This is a genomic window from Amycolatopsis sp. NPDC058340 (assembly GCF_042723975.1).
Lineage (GTDB): Bacteria > Actinomycetota > Actinomycetes > Mycobacteriales > Pseudonocardiaceae > Amycolatopsis.
Genome location: NZ_JBHXIB010000082.1, coordinates 1 through 23,515, shown reverse-complemented (window position 1 = coordinate 23,515; position 23,515 = coordinate 1). Strand labels below are relative to the sequence as shown.

Genomic DNA, 23,515 nt, shown 5'->3' with positions numbered 1-23,515 from the left:
GCCCGGTCCCATTCCGAACCCGGAAGCTAAGCCTGACAGCGCCGATGGTACTGCAACCGAAGGGTTGTGGGAGAGTAGGACACCGCCGGACTAACATTAGAAAAGGTCTGGGACCTGGTCGAGAACCGAGAGTTCTCCCAGGTCCCAGACCTTTTTTCATACCCGAACCCGTCACACGCGTGATTAAAGACGGAACACCCGTGATTGGACGGACGACACGGTGCTCCGGTCGTGACGTCCCGCCAAACACACGTGACGTCCACCTGATCACGCGAGTCGCCCGTCCGATCACGCGAGATACGCCTCCAATCACGCGAGATACGCCTCCAATCACGCGAGTGACGCCCTCAATCACGCGAGTGACGCCCTCAATCACGTGAGTTGCGGCCTCGATCACGCGAGTGACGGGGGCGGGCACGCGAGGGAGGGGCGCGGGCCGAGCGGCCCTCCCGCATTTAGAGGACTAAATGCGGGAGGGGGCGGGGCGGCGCAGGTGGTAGATGTCCATGATCCAGCCCTTTCGGGACCGGGCGGAGGCGCGGACGGAGCGGATCTCCTCGGCGAGGCCGGCGGTGAGGGGACCGGAGAGCAGGAGCTCGTCGGGGGTGCCGAGGTACGCGCCCCAGTAGATCTCCAGGCCCGTGTCCGCGAACTGTGAGAACGTGCACCCGGCGTCCAGCATGACGAACACGTCGTCGACGTCCGCGGGCCAGCCGGCCTCCAGGCGGCGGCCGGTGGTGACCAGTACCGGGCGGCCGATCTGGTTCATCGTGGTCCGGTGCCGGGACGTCAGGGCGGCCACGCTGCTGACCCCGGGGATGACGTCGTACTCGAACTCGACGTTCCCGCGGTCGAGCACCGCGTCCAGCAAGGTCAGGGTCGAGTCGTAGAGCGCGGGGTCGCCCCAGACGAGGAACGCGCCCCGCTCATCGGGACCCAGCGAAGCGATCATGCTCTCGTAGACGTCGGTGCGAAGCCGGTGCCAGTCGGCGACGGCCTTCCGGTAGTCATCAGGAGTACGGTCGCGTTCGGGGTCCGGCGCCCGCACGACGCGGTAGCCGGGCTGCTCGACGAAGCGGTCGAGGATCTCCTGGCGCAGGGCCACCAGGTCCTGCTTTTCCGAGCCCTTGTCGAGCACGAAGAACACATCGCTCTCGTTGAGCCGCCGGATCGCCTGGACGGTCAGGTGGTCCGGGTCGCCGGCGCCGATGCCGATGGCGGAGATCTTCCTCATTTCCGCAGTGTCCCCGCACCCTCTGTGCACACCCCTACCCCCACGGGGTATAAAGGAAGTGATCGCTCCACCTGTCCTGTAGAGGAGTTCGTACCGATGGCCGAAACCACCTACACCGTCAAGGGCATGTCCTGCGGGCACTGCGCCTCCTCCGTCACCGAAGAGGTCAGCGGGATCGCGGGCGTCAGTGCCGTGAACGTGGACGTCGCCAGCGGCAAGGTCACCGTCACCAGCGAGTCGCCGCTGGATGTCCAAGCCGTCGACGCGGCCGTCACCGAGGCCGGTTACCAGCTCGTCTCGTGAGCACCGTCGTCAAGGTGTCGGCGTTCGCCGCGGCTCTGGTCGCGGTGTTCGCCGTCGCCTGGGCGATCGGTTCCGCCGTCGGGCCGCTGGACGAGGCGCCACCCGCGCCACCGCCGGCCAGCGAGCACCACGGGCACCACCCGGGAGGCACGCCGTGACCTCCCAGCGGGTCGAACTGGCCATCGGCGGGATGACCTGCGCGTCCTGCGCCGCGCGGGTCGAACGCAAGCTGAACAAGGTCGACGGCGTTTCCGCCACGGTCAATTACGCCACCGAGAAGGCGCAGGTCGATTTCCCTGCAGCGGTCTCGATCGAAGACCTCGTCGGCGTCGTCGAGTCCGCCGGCTACACGGCCCAGCCACCCCGGCCCGACGAAGACGAAGACGAGACCGGCTCCCTGCGGAGCCGTCTTGTCGTTTCGGCCGTGCTCGCCGTGCCGGTGATCGTGCTGGCGATGGTCCCGGCCTGGCAATTCACCTACTGGCAGTGGGTCTCGCTGGCCTTGGCCGCGCCGGTGGTCACCTGGGGCGCGTGGCCGTTCCACCGCCCCGCCTGGACGAACCTGCGGCATGGCGCCGCCACCATGGACACCCTGATCTCGCTCGGCGTCGCCGCCGCCACGCTCTGGTCGCTGTACGCGCTGCTGTTCGGCACCGCCGGGACACCCGGGATGCGGCACGGCTTCGAGCTGACGATGGAGCGCGGGCACGGCGCGGGGAACGTCTATCTCGAGGTCGCCGCCGGGGTGACCACGTTCCTCCTCGCGGGCCGCTACTTCGAGGCCCGGTCCAAACGCCGCTCCGGCGCCGCGCTGCGGGCGCTGCTCGAACTCGGCGCGAAGGACGTCGCGCTCCTGAAGGACGGCACCGAGAGCCGCGTCCCGATCGGTGAGCTGAAGACGGGCGACGAGTTCGTCGTGCGGCCGGGGGAGAAGATCGCCACAGACGGGGTGGTGATCGACGGTGGATCGGCCGTCGACCTGAGCATGCTGACGGGTGAAGCCGTCCCGGTCGAGGTGGTGGCCGGGGACCCGGTCGTCGGCGGGACGGTCAACGCGGGCGGCAGGCTCGTCGTCCGTGCCACCCGGATCGGCGCCGATACGCGGCTCGCGCAGATGGCGCGGCTGGTCGAGGACGCGCAGAACGGCAAGGCGCGGGTCCAGCGGCTCGCCGACCGGGTGTCGGCGGTGTTCGTCCCGGTGGTGATCGCCCTCGCGGTCGGCACGCTCGGCTTCTGGCTCGGTGCGGGCAGCGGGGCGGACGCCGCCTTCACCGCCGCCGTCGCGGTCCTGATCATCGCTTGCCCGTGCGCGCTCGGGCTGGCCACGCCGACGGCGCTGCTGGTCGGCACCGGCCGCGGCGCGCAGCTGGGCATCCTCATCAAGGGCCCGGAGGTGCTCGAGTCCACTCGCGCGGTCGACACCGTCGTGCTGGACAAGACCGGCACGGTGACCGCCGGGAAGATGAGCCTCACCGACCTGTTCGGCGCCGATGAGACCGAGGTGCTGCGGCTCGCCGCGTCGGTCGAGCACGCTTCCGAGCATCCGATCGCCCGCGCGGTCGTCGCGGCCGCCGAGGAGCGGTTGGGCGAGTTGCCGCCGGTCCAGGGGTTTCGCAACGTCGAGGGCCTTGGCGTCGTCGGCGAGGTCGAGGGCAAGAACGTCGTGGCCGGGCGGCCGGCCCTCCTCGACCGGCACGGTATCGCCGTCGGCGACGAGTTCACCCAGGTCGTGAAGGCCGCCGAGGAACGCGGCGCGACCGCGGTCGTCGTCGCGTGGGACGGCGAGACACGCGGTGTGGTCGTCGTCGCCGACACGGTCAAGCCGACTTCGGCCGAGGCCGTGGCCGGGTTGAAGGCGCTCGGGCTCCGGCCGGTCCTGCTGACCGGCGACAACGCCGGTTCCGCGAAGGCCGTCGCCGCCGAGGTCGGGATCGACGAGGTCGTCGCGGAGGTGCTGCCCGCCGACAAGGTCGACGTCGTCAAGCGGCTGCAAGCCGAAGGCCGGGTGGTCGCCATGGTCGGTGACGGCGTCAACGACGCGGCCGCGCTCGCGCGGGCCGACCTCGGCCTCTCGATGGGGACCGGGACCGACGCCGCGATCGAAGCGGGCGACCTCACCCTGGTGCGCGGCGACCTGCGTGCCGCCGTGGACGCCATCCGGCTCGCGCGCCGCACGCTCGGCACGATCAAGGGCAACCTGTTCTGGGCGTTCGCCTACAACGTCGCCGCCCTGCCGCTGGCCGCGCTCGGCCTGCTCAACCCCATGATCGCCGGGGCCGCGATGGCGTTCTCCTCGGTCTTCGTCGTCACCAACAGCCTGCGGCTGCGACGCTTCAGGACCTGACCAGGCGGGCGATGGCGTCGGACGCCTCCCGGACCTTGAGGTCGGCCTCTTCACCGCCAGCGGCGGCGGCGTGGACCACGCAGGTCGCGAGGTGCTCGTCCAGCAGTTCGAGGGAGAACGACTGCAGCGCCTTCGTGGCCGCGGACACCTGCGTGAGGATGTCGATGCAGTACTTGTCCTCCTCCACCATCCGCTGCAAACCGCGGATCTGCCCCTCGATCCGGCGCAGGCGCTTGAGATAGGCCTCCCGCTCAGTGCCGTAGCCCGTCATTCCCGCACCCGTTCTCTCGTCGTTCGCCGTCGTCGTCCCACTATACCCTCCCCACGTATGCGCCCGGAGGGCGGAAAAAAGCGGGTGTCAGGATGTCGAGAACGATCCGGCCGCTCCGACTCCTGCGTGAGTGGCCGGGCACCGGCCGCACGACCAGGAGGAACACCGATGAAGTACATGATCATGATCACGATGAACCCCACCGCCTGGGACGCCCTCCCCGAAGAGGAGCGCAACGAGGTGGTCGCCCGCATCGACCCTTTCATGAAGAAGCTCACCGAGAGCGGCGAACTGCTCGGGACGCAGGCGCTGGCGGAGCCGAAGGACAGCACGGTGGTCCGGGTGCGTGACGGCGTCCCGGTGGTGACCGACGGCCCGTTCGCCGAGTCGAAGGAGTACCTGGCCGGCTTCTATCTGGTCGAGTGCGACAGCAAGGAGCGGGCGATCGAGATCGCGGGCCAGATCCCGGACGCGCATATCAACGCGATGGAGATCCGGCCGGTCGTCTTTTCTTCGGGCGACCCCGCCTAAGTCGCTGCCGCTTCGGTGCCGGTGCGGGCTTCGGGCCTGCTCCGGCGCTGAACGGGCACTTCCGGTTTCGGCGAGTCCGGCACGGCCAGCACCAGACCGGCTTCGGTGAGCAGCTCGCGGCAGCCGGCCAGCTGTTTCAGCACGTCGTCGCGCAGGCGGAGGGCCACATCGGCCTTCTGCCGCGCCTCGGCGACCAGGCGCTCGCCCTCTGCGGCGGCGTCGTCGAGCAGTTTCCGCGCCTTCGCCCGCGCGGCTTCGTCCCGCGCGGCGAGCGCGCGCATCGCCTCCGCGCGGCGCAGCGTCATGGCACGCTCGAAGTCTTCGGCGACGCGCTTCCGTTCCGCTTCGGCCTTGGCGGCTTCTTCGGCGGCTCGCGCGGTGATGTCGTCGGCTTCCTCGCGGGTGAGTTCGAGCATCCGGCGCGAGCGCTCCTGCAACGCGTCCGGTGCGATCGGCACGCGGCTGATCCGGTCGACGCTGGCCTTCAGTTCGCGATTTTCCTCTTGTGTGGCGGCGAGCCTATCGGCGAGCGCTTGCCCACGGCGGATCGCTTCGTCGCGTTCGGCTTCCACTCGTCGTAGTTCGGCTTCCACCTCGCGGACGAATTCCCGGACCTGCGCGCGATTGAAACCGCGCCACGCCAGATCGAAGCCGGGCATCTCCATTGGTCACCTCCACAGTGGTCGATGTGTCACCGTTGGGCGCTTTTCTTTGCCACACGGGGCTTTCACCGACCAGTGTGCCTGAAGCCGCGGCGACACGCGCCACGGGTGGGTGGTCTTTGCGGTGAACGGTCCGCCGCAAGCGGGAAGAAGGGTGACGCTTCCCGGCGATGGGAGAATGGACGACCATCGCATACCCCACTGGAGGTGGCCGCGTGACGAGCAGCCGAATTCGGGTCCCTGGCTGGAATACGGCGACGGCGGCCGAAGGATATCGGCAGGTCAGGGAGAACATCGCGATCTTGGTCGCGGATCACGCCGGCGCGGGCGAGCGGGCCGTCCCGGCCTGTCCACAGTGGACCGTGCGGGAGCTGATCGCGCATCTGACCGAGATCTGCGATCGGGTGATCACCCGGTTCGGTGGTGAGGCCTGCCCGGTCCCGGAGTCCGCGTCGGCCGTCGAATTGCTGAAGCTCTGGCTCGAACGCGGCCCCGAAGCCGACACCATCCTCGCCGCCGACGGCGACGGGAAGAGCCGCGGCGACATCATGGTGATGGACGCCTTCACCCACGAACTCGATCTCCGGTACGCGCTCGGCGTTCCGCCGCCCGAAGCGCACGCGGCATGGCTACGGGGATTCGAAGTGCTCGTCAGCGGGCTCGGCGCCTCGCTGGGCAGGCACGGATTGCCGGGGATGCGGATCGAGACCGAGGGCGCGACCTGGATCGCCGGCACCGAACCGGTCGCCGCGGTGCTCACCGGCGCGCCCGTGGACCTGTACCGGACGCTCGCCGGGCGCCGGAGCCCGGCCCAGATCACCGCCATGGACTGGCTGGGCGATCCCGAGCCGTGGCTCCGGGCCTTCACCTGGGGGCCGTTCACCCCGCCGGACGAGGAGATCGAGCGGTGATCAGCCGGTCGGGGACATCGAGGACAGTGCCGCCGCCAGCGCGAGCACCACGGCCACGATCAGCACCTCGACCCCGACGCTGACCCGCAGTTTCCGCAGGTCGGCGGTCAGCACGGCGGTGCCGCCGCGGCCGGGGACCCCGCGGCGAACGGCGTTGCGGCTCACGTTCGCCACCAGCAGCAACGCCGCGAACCCGGTCAGCTTCAGCACGAAGACGATGCCGTAGGCCGACGTCCAGAGTGCCTCCACCGAGGGGACGAGCCGGAAGCCCAGGTAGGCGCCGCTGACCACCATGATCACGATCGACCGGGTGGCGATCGGATGGAACCGAGCCAGGGCGGGCTCGGCCTCCGGCGCCGAGTACTTGCCGCGCAGGAGCACGGCCAGCTGGATCAGCCCGCCCACCCAGACGGCCATCGCGCCGAAATGCGCGAGATCCGCGCTGACCGAGAGGAACATGATCTTGTCGGCCACCGCGTGCCCGGTCGCGGAGAAGCTCAGCATCACGATGAACCCGGCCGCGATGCCGAGGTTTTCATAGCGCGACCGCAGCCGGTCCGGCAGGCCGCCCGCCAGCAGCCGCCGCACGAGCACGGCGAGCGCGACGATCGCGGCCAGGCGCAGGAGCAGGAGTTTCCCGTACGCCACCCGCAGGGTCGCCTCGATCAGCTCCCCGTCGAAGATCGCGCCCACCCCGCGGCCCGCGACGTACGGGCCTTGGAGCAGGAACCCCGCCACGGCCGTGACGCCCGAGAGCCACAGCCCCGCGGTGATCAGCCTCCGCGCCGCCGGATCGGTCCGGCCGCCCGGACGGCAGACCAGCAGGAACACCAGCCCGCCGAGCAGCGCGACCCCGCCGAAGGAACCCCAGCGGAAGGTGGTGAACAGCGCGTCGGTCACCGGGTCGGTCCCGGTGGAGGCGGAGACCGCGCCCGCCGAGGTGATCAGGGGGCCGGTGCCGATCACGAAGGCGATCGTGCCGCGCACCGGATGCGAGTCCGCCGAGACGAAGGCGTACTCGACGAGATAGCTGCCGTCGGGAAGGCCGGGCTCCAGCTTGACGGCCACTTCTTCGGCGACCTCGCCGGGCTGGAACACCGGGCCGGAGACCACGTCGGTGCCCTGGTGGTCGACGACCTTGATCGAATTCGGCTGGATGCCGATGTTCTCCGACAAGGTGATCGAGACCAGCGCCGGTGCCGAGGTGAGTCGGGCGCCGTCGGCGGGGTTCGAGGAGAGCAGTTCGACGTGGGCCGAGGCCGGGGCCGCGGTGAGCACCGCGACCCCGAACCACGCCGCCACGAGGGCCAGGAGCGCGAAGAGTCTCCCGGTCACGATGCCGCGGTCGCCAGCTCACGCCGGCTGACGGGCGAACAAGTGCAGCCGGTCAGCTCCCGCTCCGCGGCGGAGGCCTTCCGGTGCACGAGCATCGCGATGATCATCGGGATGGTGACGATCGTGTTGTAGAACAGGTGCAGTTCCACCCGCGGGATGAACAGCTGGATGATGCTGCTCGGCGCGGTGCCACCGCCGAGCCGCCAGCCGGTCTGCGCCTGGATCAGCAGGAGCAGATGCTCGATGTGGTGCCAGAACTGCAGGCCGAGCGCCAGATTCCACCACTGCCGCGAGCGGCCGGCGAAACCCTTGCGCAGGACGAACAGGAAGATCAGCATGACGATCGCGTAGCCGTAGTGCAGCCATTCGGAGCTGATCAGCTTGGGGAACGGGATGCCGAGCACACCACGGGCGTCCGCGGTCTTCCAGCCGAGGGCGTAGATCTGGAACGCCTGCACGAGGTGTTCCGCCCAGTGGGCCACGACGACCACCGCGAAGGTGAGGAGCGCCGCGCGGTGGTATTTCCCGTTGAGCGAGGCGAGCAGACCCGGACGAGGCGAATCGAGTGCGGCCATGAAAGAGCTCCTAGGGCGAAAGACCGACCGGTGACGGATGTGACGATATCCCGCGTTCCGGCGGTTTCCGTTACTCCGGATTGCTGATCCGACCTGCGGTGTTACGCCGGATGGATCAGCGGACGACGATTCCGTCCGGCATTTTCGGAGCGGCGGGAATGTGGAACAATTCCGTGAACAGTTCCAGATATTCGAACGCGCCCTCGATGCGGATCTTCCCGGTTCGCGTCGCGTCCGCGGCGGTGAGGTCCCCGCTCAGCAGGTCCTTGATGAACGGGCCCAGCGGTTCGATGACCGCGTCCGCGCCGGGGTGCGCGCCCTCCGCGACCTTGAGCGCGCCGTCCTCGACGATCGCGTGCAAGACCATCTCGCCCGGGTAGCGCAGCTCGTAGGTGACCTGGACGCCCTTGGCCTTTTCACTCCGGAAGGTCGTGTACAGCGAGAGGATCGCCGAGTCCAGGGTGAAGACGTCCTCGGCTCCCGGCCGCCCGAGCGAGCGCGCGCCCCAGAGCCCGAGGTCCAGCACGATCTGGTCGAGTTCGCTGCCGTACTCGGTGAGTTCGTAGACCACCGCGGCGTCGAGCTGGGGGAGCAGGCGGCGGCGGAGCACGCCGGACTGTTCGAGTTCGTTGAGCCGCGCGGACAGCGTGCTCGCCGGGATCTTGGGCAGACCCGCCTGCAGTTCGGTGAACCGCTTCGGGCCGAGGACGAGGTCACGGACGATCAGCAGCGACCAGCGTTCGCCGATGATCTCCAGCGCGCGGGCCAGCCCGCAGAACTGTCCATAGGTACGACTGCTCATCCGTCGATCCTCACTTTCGTTTCCGTGGTGGGAGCGGGGTTCACGCGGGTTCACCTTCGGAGAGCAGGTCGTGGTGCAGGACCTGCAGCTCGTCACAGGGTTCCACGCCCAGTTCGTTGTTGAGCCTCGTCCGCACCTGACGGTACGTGGCGAGCGCGTCGGAGCGCCGTCCGCTGCGGCCGAGCACGCGGATCAGCTGACCGTGCAGGGCCTCGTCGAGCGGGTTCGCGGTGACCAGGGAACGCAGTTCGCCGATCAGCTCGTGCCGCATCCCGGCCGCGATATCCGCCTCGATCCGCAGGTGCAGGGTGCTGCGCCGCTGTTCGACGAGATCGACCGCGTACGCCGACAGCACCGGTCCACAGTGGACATTCGCGAGCGGCGGCCCGGACCACAGGTCGAGCGCGGACCGGAAGGCCTTCGCCGCTTCGGCGTGTTCGCCGCGCAGGTGCAGCTCGCGGCCCTTGTGCTGCAGCTCCTGGAACTCGAAGACGTCCACCTGCTCCGGGGCGATCCGGAACACGTAGCCCGGCGGTTTCGTCGCCAGCATGGTCTCGCCGTACGGGGCCAGCTCGTTCTCGTCGATGCACTTGCGCAGCTGGTAGACGTAGGTGTGCATGGTGGTGCGGACGCTGCGCGGCGGGTCGTTGGCCCACAGCTCCTGCACGATCGTGTCGATGTGCACGATCTTGCCGGGGCTCATGACCAGCATGGCGAGCACCTGCAGCAGCTTCGGCGTCGTCGGCGCGTAGTCGACTCCGTCCCGCACGAGTTCGAGCGGGCCGAGGAGGCTGAAACGGACGGGGCTTGCGGACGGGGCCGGAATCGGGTTGGGTGCCGAGCCGTGGTGCTTGTCCGCTACTCGTGATCCGGTGTACATCGCAAGCGCCCTCCAGCTCGATACGCGTCGTGACCTGATTCCCAGTGCTTCGACAGTGACAGAGCGGCCGGTCGCCGGGCCAGTGAGCCGTCCACCAGGCCCCGCATGCGTGTCTCCCGGAAGAACATGGGTTTTTCACATCCGACGGGTGAATCGCACACTGGCCGGTACCCGGCCCCACACAGCAGGATTCGAGAATCGAACCGACCTACTGGGGGTCATCATGCGCGAGGCATCGTCCACGCCCACCTCGATCGGCGGACTGGGATTCAAACGGCATCTGCGGGCGGAGATCAGCGAGGGCAACGGTGCCTACCTGTTCTCCGAACAGGGGGTCATCGCGATCCGCGGCGCGCAGGTCGCGTCGGTGGCGGCCCTGCTCGACGGCACCCGTGACCTCGACGGGCTCCTGTCCGCCTGCCCGGAGGGGATGAACGCCGAACAGGTCACCGGCGTGGTCGCCCGGCTGGTGGAGGCCGGCCTGGTCACCGTCCGCGTCCCGGACGAGTTCAGCGGGGACGAGCGCGCGCTCGCGTACTGGGACGCGTGCGGTCTCGACGCGTCCGCGGTGGCCTGCCGTCAGAAACCGGCGACGGCGAGCCTGACCGCGATCGGCCGCGGCGTCGACCCCTCGCAGGTGGCGAACGCGCTGGCCGCGAGCGGTATCGAAGTGGTCGAGACGGCTTCCGAGCTGGCCATCGTGCTGTGCGACGACTACCTCGACCCGAGGCTCGCCGAGATCGACGCGGCGCACCGGCGCACCGGTCGGCCCTGGCTGCTGGCCCGCCCGTCGGGTTCGCAGGTGTGGATCGGCCCGATCATGCAGCCCGGCCGGTCCGGCTGCTGGCACTGCCTGACGAACCGGTTGTGGGGGCACCGGCACGCCGAGGCCTGTGTGCAGGAGGTACTGGGGCACGACGGTCCCGCGTCGTTCCCGATGCCCGCCGTACCGCCGCTGACCGCGGCCGCGTCGCAGCTGATCTCCCTTGAAGCGTCCAAATGGCTGGCGGGGCACCGCTATCCGGGGCAGCAGGCCGTGTGGATCCTCGACACCCTCGACCTGCAGGGGCGGCTGCACGAACTGCGGCGCCGTCCGCAATGCCCCGAATGCGGGGACGAAGGCATCGTCGCCGCGCGGACGGCCGAGCCGGTCGTGCTGCGGGAGGCCAAGAAGGCGACGTCGGGCGGTGGCGGGCACCGGACGCTCACCCCGGTCGAGGTGCTCGACCGCTACGGCCACCTGGTCAGCCCGGTTACCGGCATCGTCAAGGAGATCGCCCGCGACCCGAGGGCGCCGGCGTTCGTGAACGCGTACCGCTCCGGCCTGAACGTCGCGCGGCGCGTGCGCGGCGAGGCGGGCCTGCAGGCGGGGCTGCGCGGGGACAACGGCGGCAAGGGCGCGAGCCCGATCGACGCCGAGGTCGGCGCGCTGTGCGAGGCGATCGAACGGTTCTCGGCGAACTACCAGGGCGACGAACTGCGGATCCGCGACACCTTCCGCGCGCTCGGCGACGACGCCGTCCACCCGAACTCGTGCATGCTTTTCGACGAGCGCCAGTATGAAACGCGGGTCGAGTGGAACGCCAGGCACGCGAACTTCCAGCACGTCCCCGACCGGTTCGACACCGAGGCCGCGGTCGACTGGACGCCGCTGTGGTCGCTTTCGCAGCAGCGGCGGAAGCTGATGCCGACCGCGTACCTCTACTACGGGGTGCCGCCGGAGTGCGGGCTGACCGGGATGCGCGCGGACTCCAACGGCTGCGCGGCCGGAAGCAGCGTCGAGGACGCGATCCTGCAGGGCCTGCTCGAACTCGTCGAACGCGACGCCGTCGCGATGTGGTGGTACAACCGGCTTCCCCTGCCCGGCGTCGACATCGCGTCGTTCGACGACCCGTGGGCCGAGGAGATGGTCGGCCAGTACGCGCGGGCGGGCCGGGAGCTGTGGGTGCTCGACCTGACCGCGGACCTCGGGGTACCGGTGATGGTCGCGCTGTCCAGGAGTATCGCCGGGCCGCGCGAGAACGTCATGATGGGCTTCGGCGCCCACCTGGATCCCAGGACGGCGTTGCGGAGGGCGGTCAGCGAGCTCAACCAGATGATCCCGGCGGTGCTCGCGAACGACGTCGAACTCGACGATCCCGACGCGTCGGCATGGCTGAAGTACGCGACCGTCGGGAACCAGCCGTATCTGCTGCCGGCGCCGGGGCGGTCGGCGAAACGCGCCGCGGACTTCAAGTTCGTCCGGCGGCCCGATGTCCGTGACGACGTGGAGTGCTTGGTACGCAAGCTTTCCGCGCTGGGAATGGAGACGCTCGTGCTGGACCAGACCAGACCGGACATCGACCTCCCGGTGGTCCGGGTGGTCGTTCCCGGGCTGCGCCCGTTCTGGAGCCGCTTCGCCCCCGGACGCCTGTTCGACGTGCCGGTGCGGCTGGGCAGGCTGGCCGAGCCGACCCCCTACGACCGGCTGAACCCCTTCCCCATGTTCTTGTAGATCAAGCTGGAGCAACCGTTGACGACAGATCCCCCCGGCGGAGTGGCCGAAACGATCCCCTTGTGGTCGCTCACCGACGACAGCCTTGTCGAGATCGGTGAGGACGGCTCGCTGGTGGTCGTCACCCGCTGGGGCGAGTACGAGTTCGACCGCCCGGAACCGCTGGTGCTGGAATCGTTGCGGCGGATGGCTTTGGGGCCGGTCTCACTGGCGAACGTGACGTCCTCGTGGGAGCCCGTCGAGCGGGAGCCCGATCTCGAAGGCGAGCTGAGCTGGACGGCCGAAGGCGCCGACGCGTTGCGTCAGGCGCTCAAGGAGCTCGGCGGCTCCGTGGTGCGCTCGCTCGGGCTCGCCGACGGCAGGGGACCGCTGCTGTCGGTGATCCCGGTCGTGCTCGCGCCGGTGTTCGCCCCGGTGGAGATCCCGCCAACGCGTCCGATCCGGTTGTCCCGCTTCAGTTCCCTGCGTTCCGACGCCGACGGGATGGGGCTGGAGTCGCCGTCCGCGCGGTACCGCGTCGTGCTGTCCCAGCCGTGGGCGGTGCACGTCGCGGCGACCTTGGCGACGGCGAAATCGGTCGGGGACATCGTGTCCACGACCGGTATCGACGCCGCGGTGGTCGGCGCGATCGTGTCCTATCTGGTCGCCGCGGGCGTCGTCCAGGTCGCCGGGGAACACGGCCGGTTCGCCGAGGACGACGATCCCGAACTGGGCCTGTGGTCCCCGGACGAACTCTCGTTCCACACCACCAGCCGCACCTGGCGGCCCGGCGGCCCGGCGGACCTGCCCGGCCTCGGGAAGCCGCCGGTGGTCAAGGCCGCCACCGGTGAGGGGCCGGTCCACTCGCTGTACCGGCCGGATCTGGCCGAGCGCGCGGAGACCGATCCGACACTGACGACGTTGCTGGAGAACGACCACACCTGCCCCGAATTCACCGAGGGCGTGCTGACCGCCGAGCAGATCGGCGAGTTCCTCTTCCGCGGCGCGCGGATCCGGTCGATCGGGCCCGCGCATCTGCCGAACGGGCCCGCGCACAGTGCTTCGCAGCGGCCGTACTTCAGCGTCGCGTGCCTGTACGAACTCGAGCTGTACGTGTCGGTCAACCGCTGCTCGGGGCTGGACCGCGGGATCTACCACTACGACCCGCTGGAGCACCGGCTCAGCCTCGTCAACGCCGACGAAGCCGATCTCGACGCGATGCTCGACATGGCGATGATCGGCGGCGGCAACCATCAGCGGCCCTCGGCGCTGATCACCGTGACCGCGCGGATGCCGCGGATGGCGTCCGTCCTCGGGGGTGGCGCGTACGCCACCACCTTGGCGCATGTCGGTGCGCTGCAACAGACGCTGTACCTCGTCGCCCGTGCCATGGGGCTGGCCGCGCACGCCGTCCCGGTGGACGCCGGAGACCGCGTGGACCGCGCCCTGAAGCTCGACTGGCCCGCCGAGGTCAGCGTCGGCGAGTGCGTCCTCGACCTTCCCGCTTGACGGCCTCGTGAGTGGTAAGGACGGTTCCAACCGTCCTTACCACTCACGAGCTTTTCGCCTGTTCGCCTCCCTTCTCGATCGCTCGTCGAGCCCTCTGAAATCGGCACCGCGTTTGCTGTCGTACAGAGGAAAAGCGACAGCGAATCCGAGGTTGGTCTGATGCAGCTACGAACAGTCGCCATGGCGGCGAACGAGAAAGGCGTCACCGAACCCGGTCGGCCCCCCGAGCCGGCGTCCCCCTTGCAACCTGCGGTGCTGCAGGCCATCTCATCGATGCACGCGAGGTACTTCGACCCGATCACCCTGGGCGACCTGGCATCGGAAGTCTTCGTCAGCCCGTTCCACTTCTCGCGGATCTTCACCAAGGCCACCGGCGTCACCCCCGGCCGGTACCTCACCGCGATCCGGCTCTTCGAAGCGAAACGGCTGCTGCTGACGACATCGCTGACGGTGTCGGACATCGTGTGCAGCGTCGGCTACAGCAGCGTCGGCACGTTCACCAGCCGCTTCACCCGTGCGGTCGGGATGACCCCGACCCAGTACCGCGATCCCGAGGTCGGCGAGCTGCTCGTGGCGCTGGCCCCGCACTTCCAGCGCCTCCCGACCCTGGAAGCGTTGCACAGCGCCGGAATGGGCAGTGCCACGATGCGCAGCGGCACCGGCACGATCAGCGTGCGCGTCGAGACCCCGCGCGGGGCGGGCCCGGCGAGTGTCCTCATCGGACTGTTCGCCGAGTCGATCCCGCAGTGCGGTCCCGTCGCCTTCGGTGGCAGGGCGAACGTCCTGTCCGCGGACATCGAGATCCAGAACGTCCCCGAGGGCCGGTGGACCGTCATCGGGGTGGCCGAGCACGCCGCCGGGACCGCGGCCTCGTCGTTCTCCGTCGGCACGCTGCCCGGCCGCGTCGACATCACCCGGTACGGCAGGGTCCACCTGCGGATGCCGATGCGCGCCCCGCGGCCGACCGACGCGCCGATGGCGATCACCCTCGCGGGCGGCCCGAGCTCCGCCGGCAACCGGATGACCATGCCCGCCCCCGAGTACCTCCGCGCGGTGGCCTGAGGCGAAGTTATTCCCGCGGTCTCCCGGTCTCGCAAACCGGGAGAACCGCGGGCGCAACCGTGGAGTAGCTGGGGTAACGCCACGCATGTGAGCCTTTAAGCAATCCAGAATTCGAATCCACCCGTTAGGGGGAGAGTGCGTTGGGCAATGGTTGGCGCACGATCAGACGTCGCATGATCACGCCGGACGTCTCCGAGACGTCACTGGACAAGCGCGGTTTCCACAAGAAGAGCCCGGCCGCTCAAGAATTGCTGGAGACCGTCGGTGAGAAATTCCTGCTCGGCTACGCGCACGCGGTCGAAGCACGGTCCGTCGGACAGGCGGAAGAATGGCTCGAACGTATTCCGGTGAAATACCGCGGCTTCGCCTACGAGGGCGCGGGAATGGGGTACGGAATGCTGGACGGGCTGCCGGGCGGCGGCCGCCGTCACATCGAAGGCTTCCTCGACGGCCCCGGCGAGAAGCACGACTACATCATCTACGTCGGCGTCGGCTGGGCGATGGCCCGCCTGCCGCGTTTCCGCTGGCCGTCCGCCGAGGACTTCGACCCGTTGCTGCGCTGGCTGGTGCTCGACGGCTACGGCTTCCACCAGGCCTACTTCAAGACGGCGAAATACGTCGACGGGCAGTTCCAGGACCCGGATTTCTCCTGGCCGCCCGGAAACGACGGCTACTCGCTGCGGGCGATCGACCAGGGCATCGGGCGGGCGCTGTGGTTCATCTGCGGTACCGACGTCGATCTGGTCGCCGACACGGTCGCGCGATTCCCCGAGCACCGGCACGGCGACCTCTACGCCGGCATCGGGCTCGCCTCGACCTACGCGTGCGGTGTCACCGGCGACGAACTGCTGAAGCTGGCCGAGTTCGCCGGTGAGCACCGGGGGAACCTCGCCCAGGGCAGTGCTTTCGCCGCCGAAGCCCGCGTCCGCGCCGGGCTGCTGATCCCCGAGACCGAGGTCGCCACGCAAGCGATCTGCGGGCTGACGGCCGAGCGGGCCGCGGCCATCACCCAGGAGGTGCGCCCGGCGACGGTGGTCGACGGCGAACTCCCGGCATTCGAAACCTGGCGACAGCGCATCGCCGAAGCGATTCTTTCTGGAGGTGCAGGGAAATGACCGCGACCTTGGGCTGGCTCCGCAAGCAGCTTGCGGGCATCGTGGCGCTGTTGCTGATGGCGGGACTGTTCGTGGTGGCGCAGCTGCCCACGGTCTCGACCGCCGAGGCCGACACCATGGCTTCGAAGTACGCCTTCGAGCCGCTGACGATCGCCTTGCCGGAGGCGGCGAAGAGCCAGTCGATCCGGACGGTGAACAAGGACTACGAGCACATCCGCGCATGGATCTCCTCGGTCGGCGCCGCGATCGCGGTCAACGACCTCGATGGCGACAAGCTCGCGAACGACCTGTGCTTCGTGGACCCGCGCAGCGACCAGGTCGTCATCACCCCGACGCCGGGCAAGGGCGGGGACCGCTACGCGCCGTTCGCGCTCGACGCGGCGCCGCTGCCGATGGGCAAGTACATCGCGCCCATGGGCTGCGTTCCCGCCGACTACAACGAGGACGGCCGGGTCGACCTGCTGGCCTACTACTGGGGCCGCACCCCGATCCTGTTCCTCTCGAAGCCGGGCGCCACGAAGCTGGAGCCGAAGGCCTACGAGCCGGTGGAACTGGTGCCGGGCAACAACTCCAAGAACGGCGAGTACTCCGGTCCACTGTGGAACACCAACGCCGCTTCCGTCGGTGACTTCGACGGCGACGGTCACCAGGACATCTTCATCGGCAACTACTTCCCCGACAGCGCGGTGCTGGACGACCGCGTCTCCGGCGGGGTCGAGATGAACAAGTCGATGTCGCACGCCGACAACGCCGGCGGCAAGTACATCCTGCGGTTCACCGGCGCCACCCAGGGCGTGAAGCCGAGCGCGACCTTCGCCCTCGACGACAAGGCCATCCCGGCCGACTCCCAGGGCGGCTGGTCGCTGGCGGCCAGCGCCACCGACGTCGACGGGGACAACCTGCCGGAGCTCTACATCGGCAACGACTTCGGCCACGACCGCCTGCTGTACAACAAGTCCCGCCCCGGCCACGTCGAATTCGCCGAGGTGAAGGGCATTCGCGGGCCCAACGAGCCGAAGTCCAAGGTGATCGGCAACGACTCCTTCAAGGGGATGGGCGTCGACTTCGCCGACCTCGACCACGACGGTCTCTACGACCTGTACGTCAGCAACATCACGACGTCCTGGGGGATCGAGGAAAGCCACTTCCAGTTCATGAACACCGCCAAGGACACCGCGGATCTGCGTGGCCGCCTGCAGGGCGGCGAGGCGCCGTGGGTGGACCGCAGCGCGCAGGCGGGCACCGCGTGGTCCGGCTGGGGCTGGGACGTCAAGATCGCCGACTACAACAACAGCGGCGAATCGGTGATCACCCAGGCGACCGGTTTCGTCAAGGGCGACGTCAACCGCTGGCCGCAGCTGCAGGAGCTGGCGACCTCCAACGACGAACTGCTGAAGCACCCGTACTTCTGGCCGAACATGGTCGCGGGTGACGACGTCGGTGGCGACCACACCCTGCACTTCTGGGCCAAGAGCTCCGACGGCCGCTACACCGACCTGGCCCCGCGCCTCGGTCTCGCGGTCCCGGTGCCCACCCGCGGTATCGCCACCGGTGACGCCGACGGCGACGGCAAGCTCGACTTCGCCGTGGCCCGCCAGTGGGAGCAGCCGATCTTCTACCGCAACGTCAGCCCCGGCAGCGGGTCGTATCTGAACCTGAAGCTGGTGCACGACAAGGCTTCGGCGGACGGCCCGCTCGAGGCGGCGGGCACCGCGGCGATCGGCGCGCAGGTCACCGTCGTCACCCCCGACGGCAAGAAGTACATGGACCGCGTCGACGGCGGCAGCGGCCACTCCGGCAAGCGCAGCCACGAGATCCAGATCGGCCTCGGCGAGGTCACCGGGCCGGTGCAGGTCCACCTGCAGTGGCGCGACCTGACCGGGCAGATCCGCACGCAGGAAGTCCAGCTGACCCCGGGCAGCCACACGTTCCAGCTCGGCGCTCAGGCTAAGGAGAAATGACCGTCATGGCTGAGCAGACACTCACGGCACCGAAGAGCAACAAGACGATCACGGCGCTGCGCCGGTTCGCGATCTCGATCACGATCTTCAACATCATCGGCTACACCGTGCTCGGTTTCGAGCAGCCCTACACCTATCCGTTCATCGCGCTGGCCACGGCGTACACCACCGAAATCCTGCTGGAGATCATCGGGGCCCGCGTCCAGGGGCGTGACGTCCGCTTCCGGGGCAACGGTTTCAAGGGACTGGTGGAATTCCTCTTCCCCGCGCATATCACCGGTCTCGCGCTGAACATGCTCACCTACGTCAACGACCAGGTGCTGGTCATGATGTTCGGCGTCGTGGTCGCCGTCGGCGCCAAGTGGGTCCTGCAGGCCCCGGTGCGCGGCAGGCTCCGGCACTACATGAACCCGTCGAACTTCGGCATCACGATCATCCTGCTGGTGTTCCCCTGGGCGAGTATCGCGCCGCCGTACCACTTCACCGAGCAGGTCGACTCGTGGGTCGGCTGGCTGATCGTCGGCATCATCATCGTCTCCGGCACCGTGCTCAACGCGATGCTGACCCAGCGGATGTGGCTGATCGGCGCCTGGCTGATCACCTTCGCCCTCCAGGCGATCGTCCGCGGGTGGATGTTCGACACCGCGATTCCCGGCGCGCTCGGGATGATGACCGGGGTGGCGTTCGTGCTCTACACGAACTACATGGTCACGGACCCAGGCACGACCCCGTCGAAGCCCGCGTCGCAGATCCTGTTCGGTTCGGGGGTGGCGCTGGCGTACGGGTTCTTCATGGTCGTGCACGTGGCCTACGGCCTGTTCCTCGCCACCGCGCTGGTCTGCCTCATCCGCGGGATGTTCCTGTGGGGCCTGCACTTCTCCAAGAAGGCCACCGAGAAGTGGGAGGCCGAGCAGGCGAAGTCCGCCGAGGTCACGTCCTTGCCGAAGCCGGCTGGGAAGCCGGAGACGGAAACCGGGGCCGTGGCGGCATGACCCGGGAGGTGGTAACGCCTAAGGCCGCGCCGCCCGGCCCGCCGCGCCGGGCGACCTTCGGTCTGCTGAAGAAGCTCTTCACCGACCGGCTGGCGCTCATGTCGGACTCGGCGGAGGCGCACGGGGACGTCGTCCGGATCGCGATCGGTCCCAAGACGATGTACCTGGTGAACCACCCCGAACTGGCGAAACACGTGCTCGCGGACAACGCGGCCAACTACCACAAGGGAATCGGCCTCCAGGAGGCCAGGCGGGCGCTCGGCGACGGGCTGCTCACCAGTGACGGCGACGTCTGGAAGAAGCAGCGCCGGACCATCCAGCCGGTGTTCCAGCCCAAGCGGATCGCGCGGCAGGCCTCGGTCGTCGCGAACGAGGTCGAAGGACTCGTGAAACGCTTGCGGGACACCGAAGGACCGGTCGAAATCCTGCACGAGATGACCGGGCTGACCCTCGGCGTGCTCGGCAAGACGCTGCTCGACGCGGATCTCGGCGGGTTCACCTCGCTGGGACACTCGTTCGAGGCCGTGCAGGACCAGGCGATGTTCGAAGCGGTGACGCTGAGCATGGTCCCGCAGTGGGCGCCGCTGAAGAAACAGCTGCGGTTCCGGGAATCGCGGGACGACCTCCGCCGCATCGCCGACGAGCTCGTCGAGCAGCGGCTGGCCAACCCGGTCGAGGACGGTGAGGACGTGCTTTCGCGGCTCATCGCGACCGGCGGGACCCGCGAGCAGATGCGGGACGAGCTGATCACGCTGCTGCTGGCCGGGCACGAGACGACGGCGAGCACGCTGGGCTGGGCCTTCCATCTGCTCGACGAGCATCCGGAGATCGCGGCGAAACTGCGTGCCGAGGCCGATTCGGTGCTGGGCGACCAGCTGCCGACGCACGAGGATCTGCACCGGTTGCCGTACACGGCGAGGGTCGTCGAAGAGGTCATGCGCCTGTATCCGCCGGTGTGGCTGCTGCCGCGGGTGGCGCAGGCCGACGACGAGATCGGCGGCTATCACATCCCCGCCGGCTCCGATGTCGTCGTCGTGCCCTTCACCCTGCACCGGCATCCGGCGTTCTGGCCGGAGCCGGAGAAGTTCGATCCGGACCGGTTCGACCCGGACCGGCCGAGCGGGCGGCCGCGCTACGCCTACATCCCGTTCGGCGCCGGGCCGCGGTTCTGCATCGGCAACAGCCTCGGCGTGATGGAGGCCGTTTTCGTGCTGACGATGGTCCTGCGCGACCTCGAACTCAGGAAGCTCCCGGGCTACGACGTGGTTCCCGAGGCGATGCTGTCGCTCCGGGTGCGCGGCGGGCTGCCGATGACCGTGCACACCAGGAACAGGAGGTAGGTTCCGTGGATTCGGACGAACAGGCCGAGGTGTCCACTTTGGAGGCCTACGCGGACACGATCGTGCCGGGGGAGAAGCGTTTCCCCGATGATCACGCCATCGCCGGCGCTTCGCCGGGGCCGGGCGCGGTCGCGGCGGGCGCGCTCGAACTGCTGCACACCGAGGCGACCGGGGTGACCGTCGGCCTGCCTTATCTGGCGCAGTCCCTCAACGAGCACGCGAAGGTCTACGCCAAGGAAAACGACGTCACGCTGGACGAGTCTCTGCCGCCGTTCGTCGCACTGTCCTTTCCGGACAGGACGGCGCTCGTGCGGTCGCTGACCGCGCCGGGACATCCGGAGAAGGACGGCTGGGTCAGCCTCGCCTTGTTCTGCAACATGTCCTTCGACAGCGCGGCGCACAAGCACACCGCCGAAGCCATCGCCGAGGGCCATCCCGGCCTGCTGGCGATGGGGTACACCGCGCCGGACGAAGACGGTCTGTGGCGGTTCCCGAAGTTCTCCTACCGCCGCGAGCTGGCCCGAGTCCACCCCGACACCACGCCTTCCGGGAGCCCCGCATGACCGCCTACGACAAGACCGACGTCGTCATCGTCGGCAGCGGGTTCGGTGGCTCCATCCCCGCCTACCACTTGGCCGCGGGCGGGGCGAAGGTCACCGTGCTGGAACGCGGGCCGTGGCTGGAGGCGAAGGAGTTCGAGCACGACTATCTGCTCGGCTCCTCCTACACCAGGGCTTTCGACTTCGTCGTCGGCGACGGGATGAGCGTGCTCGGCGGGAACTGTGTCGGCGGCGGCAGCGTGGTGTACTTCGCCGCGATGCCCCGCGCGCCGAAGTTCGTGTTCGAACGCCATGGCAGCATCGGCCGTCGCATGTGGCCTTCGGCGCTGACGCGTGACACCCTGGAGCCTTGGTACGACCGGGTTTCGGAGTCGCTGCCGGTGTCCACACAGGACTGGAACGACGTCTCGTACGCGGGCGGGCTGTGGGCCGCCTTCTGTAACCACTCCGGCCGCACCGCCAACCCCGCGCCGGTCGCGGTGGACAACGACCGCTGCGTGAACTGCAACTTCATGATGGCGGGGTGCCGGTTCGACGCGAAACGCTCGCTGCTGACCAATTACCTGCCTGCGGCGCTCGCGCACGGGGCGAAGATCCGGCCACTGCACGAGGTCCAGCGGATCGAGCGGATCGACGACGGCGACTACCGCGTGCACTTCAACATCGTGGACGACGAGGACTACCGGCTCCAGTCCGGCAGCGGGACGATCGACGCGAAGGTCGTCATCATCGCCGCGGGCGCCGGCGCGACGCCGGTGATCCTGCAGCGTTCGGAGGCGGCGCTGGGCACCATGCCGCACGCGGTCGGCCGGTACTTCTCGGGCAACGGGGAGCGGCTCAACACCGCGATCATCGACGAGGAGCGGGTCCGCGAGGTGCTCGGGCTGTCCCGCGAGGACGGGAAGGTCTACGAGGCCAACCACATCGGCAAGGGCCCGACCGTGGCGAACTGGGACAAGCTCGACGGTTCGCTGCCGGAGTACGAGCGGTACTCGCTGGAGCAGCTGTACTTCCCGCCCGGGCTCGGCACGATCCTCGCGCAGGTGCCCGACGGGGACGAACCACGCTGGTTCGGGGTGCAGAAGAAGGAGATCCTCAAGAAGTGGGCCTCCTGGCTGACCATCTTCCTGATGACCGAGGACGACAACGAGGGCGTCTTCGGCGCGCCGCCGCCCACCGGCAACGCCTACCGCATCTCGCAGCAGATGCTCGGCCGCGGCCCGCTGAAGTACGACCCGACGCCGAACACCCGCCACGGCTGGGCGCTGGCCGACGCGGAGTGCAAGGAGATCCTCGAGAAGGACGGCTTGGCGAAGGTGGCGCCGTGGACCAACGACGTCGTCGGCGCGTACACCGTGCACCCGCTGGCGTCGTGCCGGATCGGTGACGACCCGGCGACCTCGGCGCTGCACCCGAACCACGAACTCCGCGACCACCCCGGGATCTTCGTGACCGACAGCGCTTCCGTGCCGGGCGCGCTGACGGTGAACCCGGCGATGACGATCGCGGCGCTGGCCGAGCGTTCCGTGCCGGGGATCGTGCGGGCGTTGCAGGCACGCGGTGTCGACGTCACGTACGGCGCCCCCGCCCCGGACGGCTCCATCACCGGGCGGCGCGCGGTCAGCAAGCTGTCGCTGGTGGCCGGGAGCTGAGCGTGGCACCCGCGCTGGTGAGGCTCGCGCTGCGGCGCGCGGTGCGCGAAGCCCGGTACGTCCGGCCGGTTCCCTTCGGCCGGGCGACCGGGCTCGTGCGCGACGTCTACAGACGGCTGGAGCGCGACTTCGGGATGCTGGCCCCGCCGGTCGCGGTGCATTCGCCGTCGCCGGCGGTGCTCGCGGCGAGCTGGGTGATGCTGCGGGAATCGCTGGTGGCGGCCGGGGAGACGAGCCGGGCGGACCGGGAGATCGTCGCGACGCTGGTGTCGCGAGGGAACTCGTGCCCGTACTGCGTCGAAGTCCACGGGATGGCACTGGACTCGCTCGGGCGCTCTTCGGAGGCCACGGCGATCGCCGAGGGCCGTCCCGTGGCGGATCCCCTCGCGGGGCCTTTGTCACCTGTCGCCCGATCGGAGCTGACCGCGGTCGCGTTCACGTTCCACTACCTGAACCGGGTGGTGAGTGTGTTCCTCGGACCTTCGCCGCTTCCGTCGTCCGTGCCGGATTCGGCGCGCGCGAGGGCGAAGGCCGTCTTGCGGCGGTTCCTGCGGCCGGTGACGGGGGCTTCGCCGGGAGAGTCGTTGGACCTGTTGCCGGTGGGCTCCCGCGATTTCGGCTGGGCCGCGGGCAATCCTGTGGTCGAGGACGCGTTCTCCCGTGCCGCGGCGGCTTTCGGCGCGCTGGCGGTGCCTTCGGTGGTTCGGGAGGTCGTGGCGCGTGAACTGTCCACTTGGGACGGTTCGCCGCCTGGATTGAGCCGGTCCTGGGTGGACGCGTTCGACGATCCCGTGGTCCGGTTGGCTTTGGTGGTCGCGAAGGCGCCGTATCAGGTCGACGACGCTCTGGTCGCGGCCGCGGGCCTGCCCGATCGAGAGCTGGTCGAGCTGGTGGGCTGGACGAGTTTCACGGCCGCCGCCCGTGCTGTTTCTGTCGCCCCGCTTCGGGGCCGGTGAGGCGGCGCGGTCGGTGTCGCGAAAGCCACTTTCGCAACGTTCAACGT

General features: G+C 69.2%; 22 protein-coding genes and 1 rRNA gene. 16 read left to right on the top strand and 7 right to left on the bottom strand.

Annotation, left to right across the window (positions count from 1 at the left end; genetic code table 11):
• Positions 1-91: ribosomal RNA gene (gene rrf / locus ACFWIW_RS40775) — 5S ribosomal RNA — on the top strand; the annotation flags it as partial.
• A 372-nt stretch (positions 92-463) separates the two neighbouring features.
• On the opposite strand, the gene cobF is transcribed toward rrf, so the two are convergent.
• A complete protein-coding gene (gene cobF, locus ACFWIW_RS40770) occupies positions 464-1,234 on the bottom strand; it encodes a precorrin-6A synthase (deacetylating) (RefSeq protein ID WP_378373380.1) in 771 nt (256 codons plus the stop codon).
• A gap of 96 nt (positions 1,235-1,330) precedes the next feature.
• On the opposite strand from cobF, the gene ACFWIW_RS40765 reads away from it, so the two are divergent.
• From ACFWIW_RS40765 to ACFWIW_RS40755, 3 genes are read left to right on the top strand one after another with little or no spacing between them, the layout of a single operon-like run.
• Positions 1,331-1,537 carry a heavy-metal-associated domain-containing protein gene (locus tag ACFWIW_RS40765; protein WP_007034629.1) on the top strand — a complete coding sequence of 69 codons (207 nt, stop codon included), beginning with the start codon at positions 1,331-1,333 and terminating at the stop codon, positions 1,535-1,537.
• Entirely contained in the window at positions 1,534-1,695 is a 162-nt protein-coding gene (locus ACFWIW_RS40760) for a hypothetical protein (protein WP_378373379.1), read from the top strand. Before ACFWIW_RS40765 ends, ACFWIW_RS40760 begins: the two co-directional genes overlap by 4 nt.
• A 32-nt stretch (positions 1,696-1,727) precedes the next feature.
• On the top strand, positions 1,728-3,881 hold the full coding sequence (locus ACFWIW_RS40755; RefSeq protein ID WP_378373383.1) for a heavy metal translocating P-type ATPase: 2,154 nt from the start codon (positions 1,728-1,730) through the stop codon (positions 3,879-3,881).
• On the opposite strand, the gene ACFWIW_RS40750 is transcribed toward ACFWIW_RS40755, so the two are convergent.
• Entirely contained in the window at positions 3,871-4,152 is a 282-nt protein-coding gene (locus ACFWIW_RS40750) for a metal-sensitive transcriptional regulator (RefSeq protein WP_007034631.1), read from the bottom strand. The genes ACFWIW_RS40755 and ACFWIW_RS40750 overlap by 11 nt on opposite strands.
• A gap of 168 nt (positions 4,153-4,320) precedes the next feature.
• On the opposite strand from ACFWIW_RS40750, the gene ACFWIW_RS40745 reads away from it, so the two are divergent.
• Positions 4,321-4,683 (top strand): YciI family protein, encoded by a 363-nt coding sequence (locus ACFWIW_RS40745; protein ID WP_073846373.1) that lies wholly within the window; start codon positions 4,321-4,323, stop codon positions 4,681-4,683.
• Here the strand turns inward: ACFWIW_RS40745 and ACFWIW_RS40740 are convergent.
• On the bottom strand, positions 4,680-5,348 hold the full coding sequence (locus tag ACFWIW_RS40740) for a M protein (RefSeq protein ID WP_378373378.1): 669 nt from the start codon (positions 5,346-5,348) through the stop codon (positions 4,680-4,682). The genes ACFWIW_RS40745 and ACFWIW_RS40740 overlap by 4 nt on opposite strands.
• Before the next feature lie 212 nt (positions 5,349-5,560).
• Here ACFWIW_RS40740 and ACFWIW_RS40735 point away from each other — a divergent pair, with 212 nt between their 5' ends.
• The gene (locus tag ACFWIW_RS40735) at positions 5,561-6,256 is read left to right on the top strand and encodes a maleylpyruvate isomerase family mycothiol-dependent enzyme (protein WP_378373377.1); all 696 of its coding nucleotides are present in this window, start codon (positions 5,561-5,563) and stop codon (positions 6,254-6,256) included.
• Here the strand turns inward: ACFWIW_RS40735 and ACFWIW_RS40730 are convergent, their stop codons facing one another.
• The 4 genes from ACFWIW_RS40730 to ACFWIW_RS40715 form a co-directional block, all read right to left on the bottom strand.
• The gene (locus ACFWIW_RS40730; protein ID WP_378373376.1) at positions 6,257-7,591 is read right to left on the bottom strand and encodes a copper resistance CopC/CopD family protein; all 1,335 of its coding nucleotides are present in this window, start codon (positions 7,589-7,591) and stop codon (positions 6,257-6,259) included.
• Complete coding sequence (locus tag ACFWIW_RS40725; protein ID WP_378373375.1) at positions 7,588-8,166, bottom strand: hypothetical protein; 579 nt, start codon at positions 8,164-8,166, stop codon at positions 7,588-7,590. The genes ACFWIW_RS40730 and ACFWIW_RS40725 overlap by 4 nt, the downstream gene beginning before the upstream one ends.
• A gap of 115 nt (positions 8,167-8,281) precedes the next feature.
• On the bottom strand, positions 8,282-8,968 hold the full coding sequence (locus ACFWIW_RS40720; protein ID WP_240594708.1) for a helix-turn-helix domain-containing protein: 687 nt from the start codon (positions 8,966-8,968) through the stop codon (positions 8,282-8,284).
• 40 nt (positions 8,969-9,008) lie between these two features.
• Entirely contained in the window at positions 9,009-9,848 is an 840-nt protein-coding gene (locus ACFWIW_RS40715) for an AfsR/SARP family transcriptional regulator (RefSeq protein ID WP_240594707.1), read from the bottom strand.
• 223 nt (positions 9,849-10,071) lie between these two features.
• Here ACFWIW_RS40715 and ACFWIW_RS40710 point away from each other — a divergent pair, with 223 nt between their 5' ends.
• From ACFWIW_RS40710 to ACFWIW_RS40665, 10 genes are all read left to right on the top strand, one after another.
• A complete protein-coding gene (locus ACFWIW_RS40710; RefSeq protein ID WP_378373374.1) occupies positions 10,072-12,342 on the top strand; it encodes a TOMM precursor leader peptide-binding protein in 2,271 nt (756 codons plus the stop codon).
• 42 nt (positions 12,343-12,384) lie between these two features.
• Complete coding sequence (locus ACFWIW_RS40705; protein WP_378373382.1) at positions 12,385-13,830, top strand: SagB family peptide dehydrogenase; 1,446 nt, start codon at positions 12,385-12,387, stop codon at positions 13,828-13,830.
• Positions 13,831-13,989: 159 nt separating this feature from the next.
• On the top strand, positions 13,990-14,892 hold the full coding sequence (locus tag ACFWIW_RS40700; protein WP_378373373.1) for a helix-turn-helix transcriptional regulator: 903 nt from the start codon (positions 13,990-13,992) through the stop codon (positions 14,890-14,892).
• Positions 14,893-15,053: 161 nt separating this feature from the next.
• Positions 15,054-16,007: a DUF1702 family protein gene (locus ACFWIW_RS40695; RefSeq protein ID WP_378373381.1), complete on the top strand. Its 954-nt coding sequence runs from the start codon at positions 15,054-15,056 to the stop codon at positions 16,005-16,007.
• Positions 16,004-17,968 (top strand): CRTAC1 family protein, encoded by a 1,965-nt coding sequence (locus tag ACFWIW_RS40690; protein ID WP_378373372.1) that lies wholly within the window; start codon positions 16,004-16,006, stop codon positions 17,966-17,968. The genes ACFWIW_RS40695 and ACFWIW_RS40690 overlap by 4 nt, the downstream gene beginning before the upstream one ends.
• Positions 17,965-18,960, top strand: a complete 996-nt coding sequence (locus tag ACFWIW_RS40685) for an enediyne biosynthesis protein (RefSeq protein WP_378373371.1) — start codon at positions 17,965-17,967, stop codon at positions 18,958-18,960. The genes ACFWIW_RS40690 and ACFWIW_RS40685 overlap by 4 nt, the downstream gene beginning before the upstream one ends.
• Entirely contained in the window at positions 18,957-20,300 is a 1,344-nt protein-coding gene (locus ACFWIW_RS40680) for a cytochrome P450 (protein ID WP_378373370.1), read from the top strand. Before ACFWIW_RS40685 ends, ACFWIW_RS40680 begins: the two co-directional genes overlap by 4 nt.
• Positions 20,301-20,305: 5 nt before the next feature.
• Positions 20,306-20,863, top strand: coding sequence for a DUF5987 family protein (locus ACFWIW_RS40675; protein ID WP_378373369.1), 558 nt, complete (start codon positions 20,306-20,308; stop codon positions 20,861-20,863).
• Positions 20,860-22,512, top strand: coding sequence for a GMC family oxidoreductase N-terminal domain-containing protein (locus tag ACFWIW_RS40670; protein ID WP_378373368.1), 1,653 nt, complete (start codon positions 20,860-20,862; stop codon positions 22,510-22,512). Before ACFWIW_RS40675 ends, ACFWIW_RS40670 begins: the two co-directional genes overlap by 4 nt.
• 2 nt (positions 22,513-22,514) lie before the next feature.
• The gene (locus ACFWIW_RS40665; protein WP_378373367.1) at positions 22,515-23,468 is read left to right on the top strand and encodes a carboxymuconolactone decarboxylase family protein; all 954 of its coding nucleotides are present in this window, start codon (positions 22,515-22,517) and stop codon (positions 23,466-23,468) included.
• Positions 23,469-23,515 lie beyond the last annotated feature (47 nt).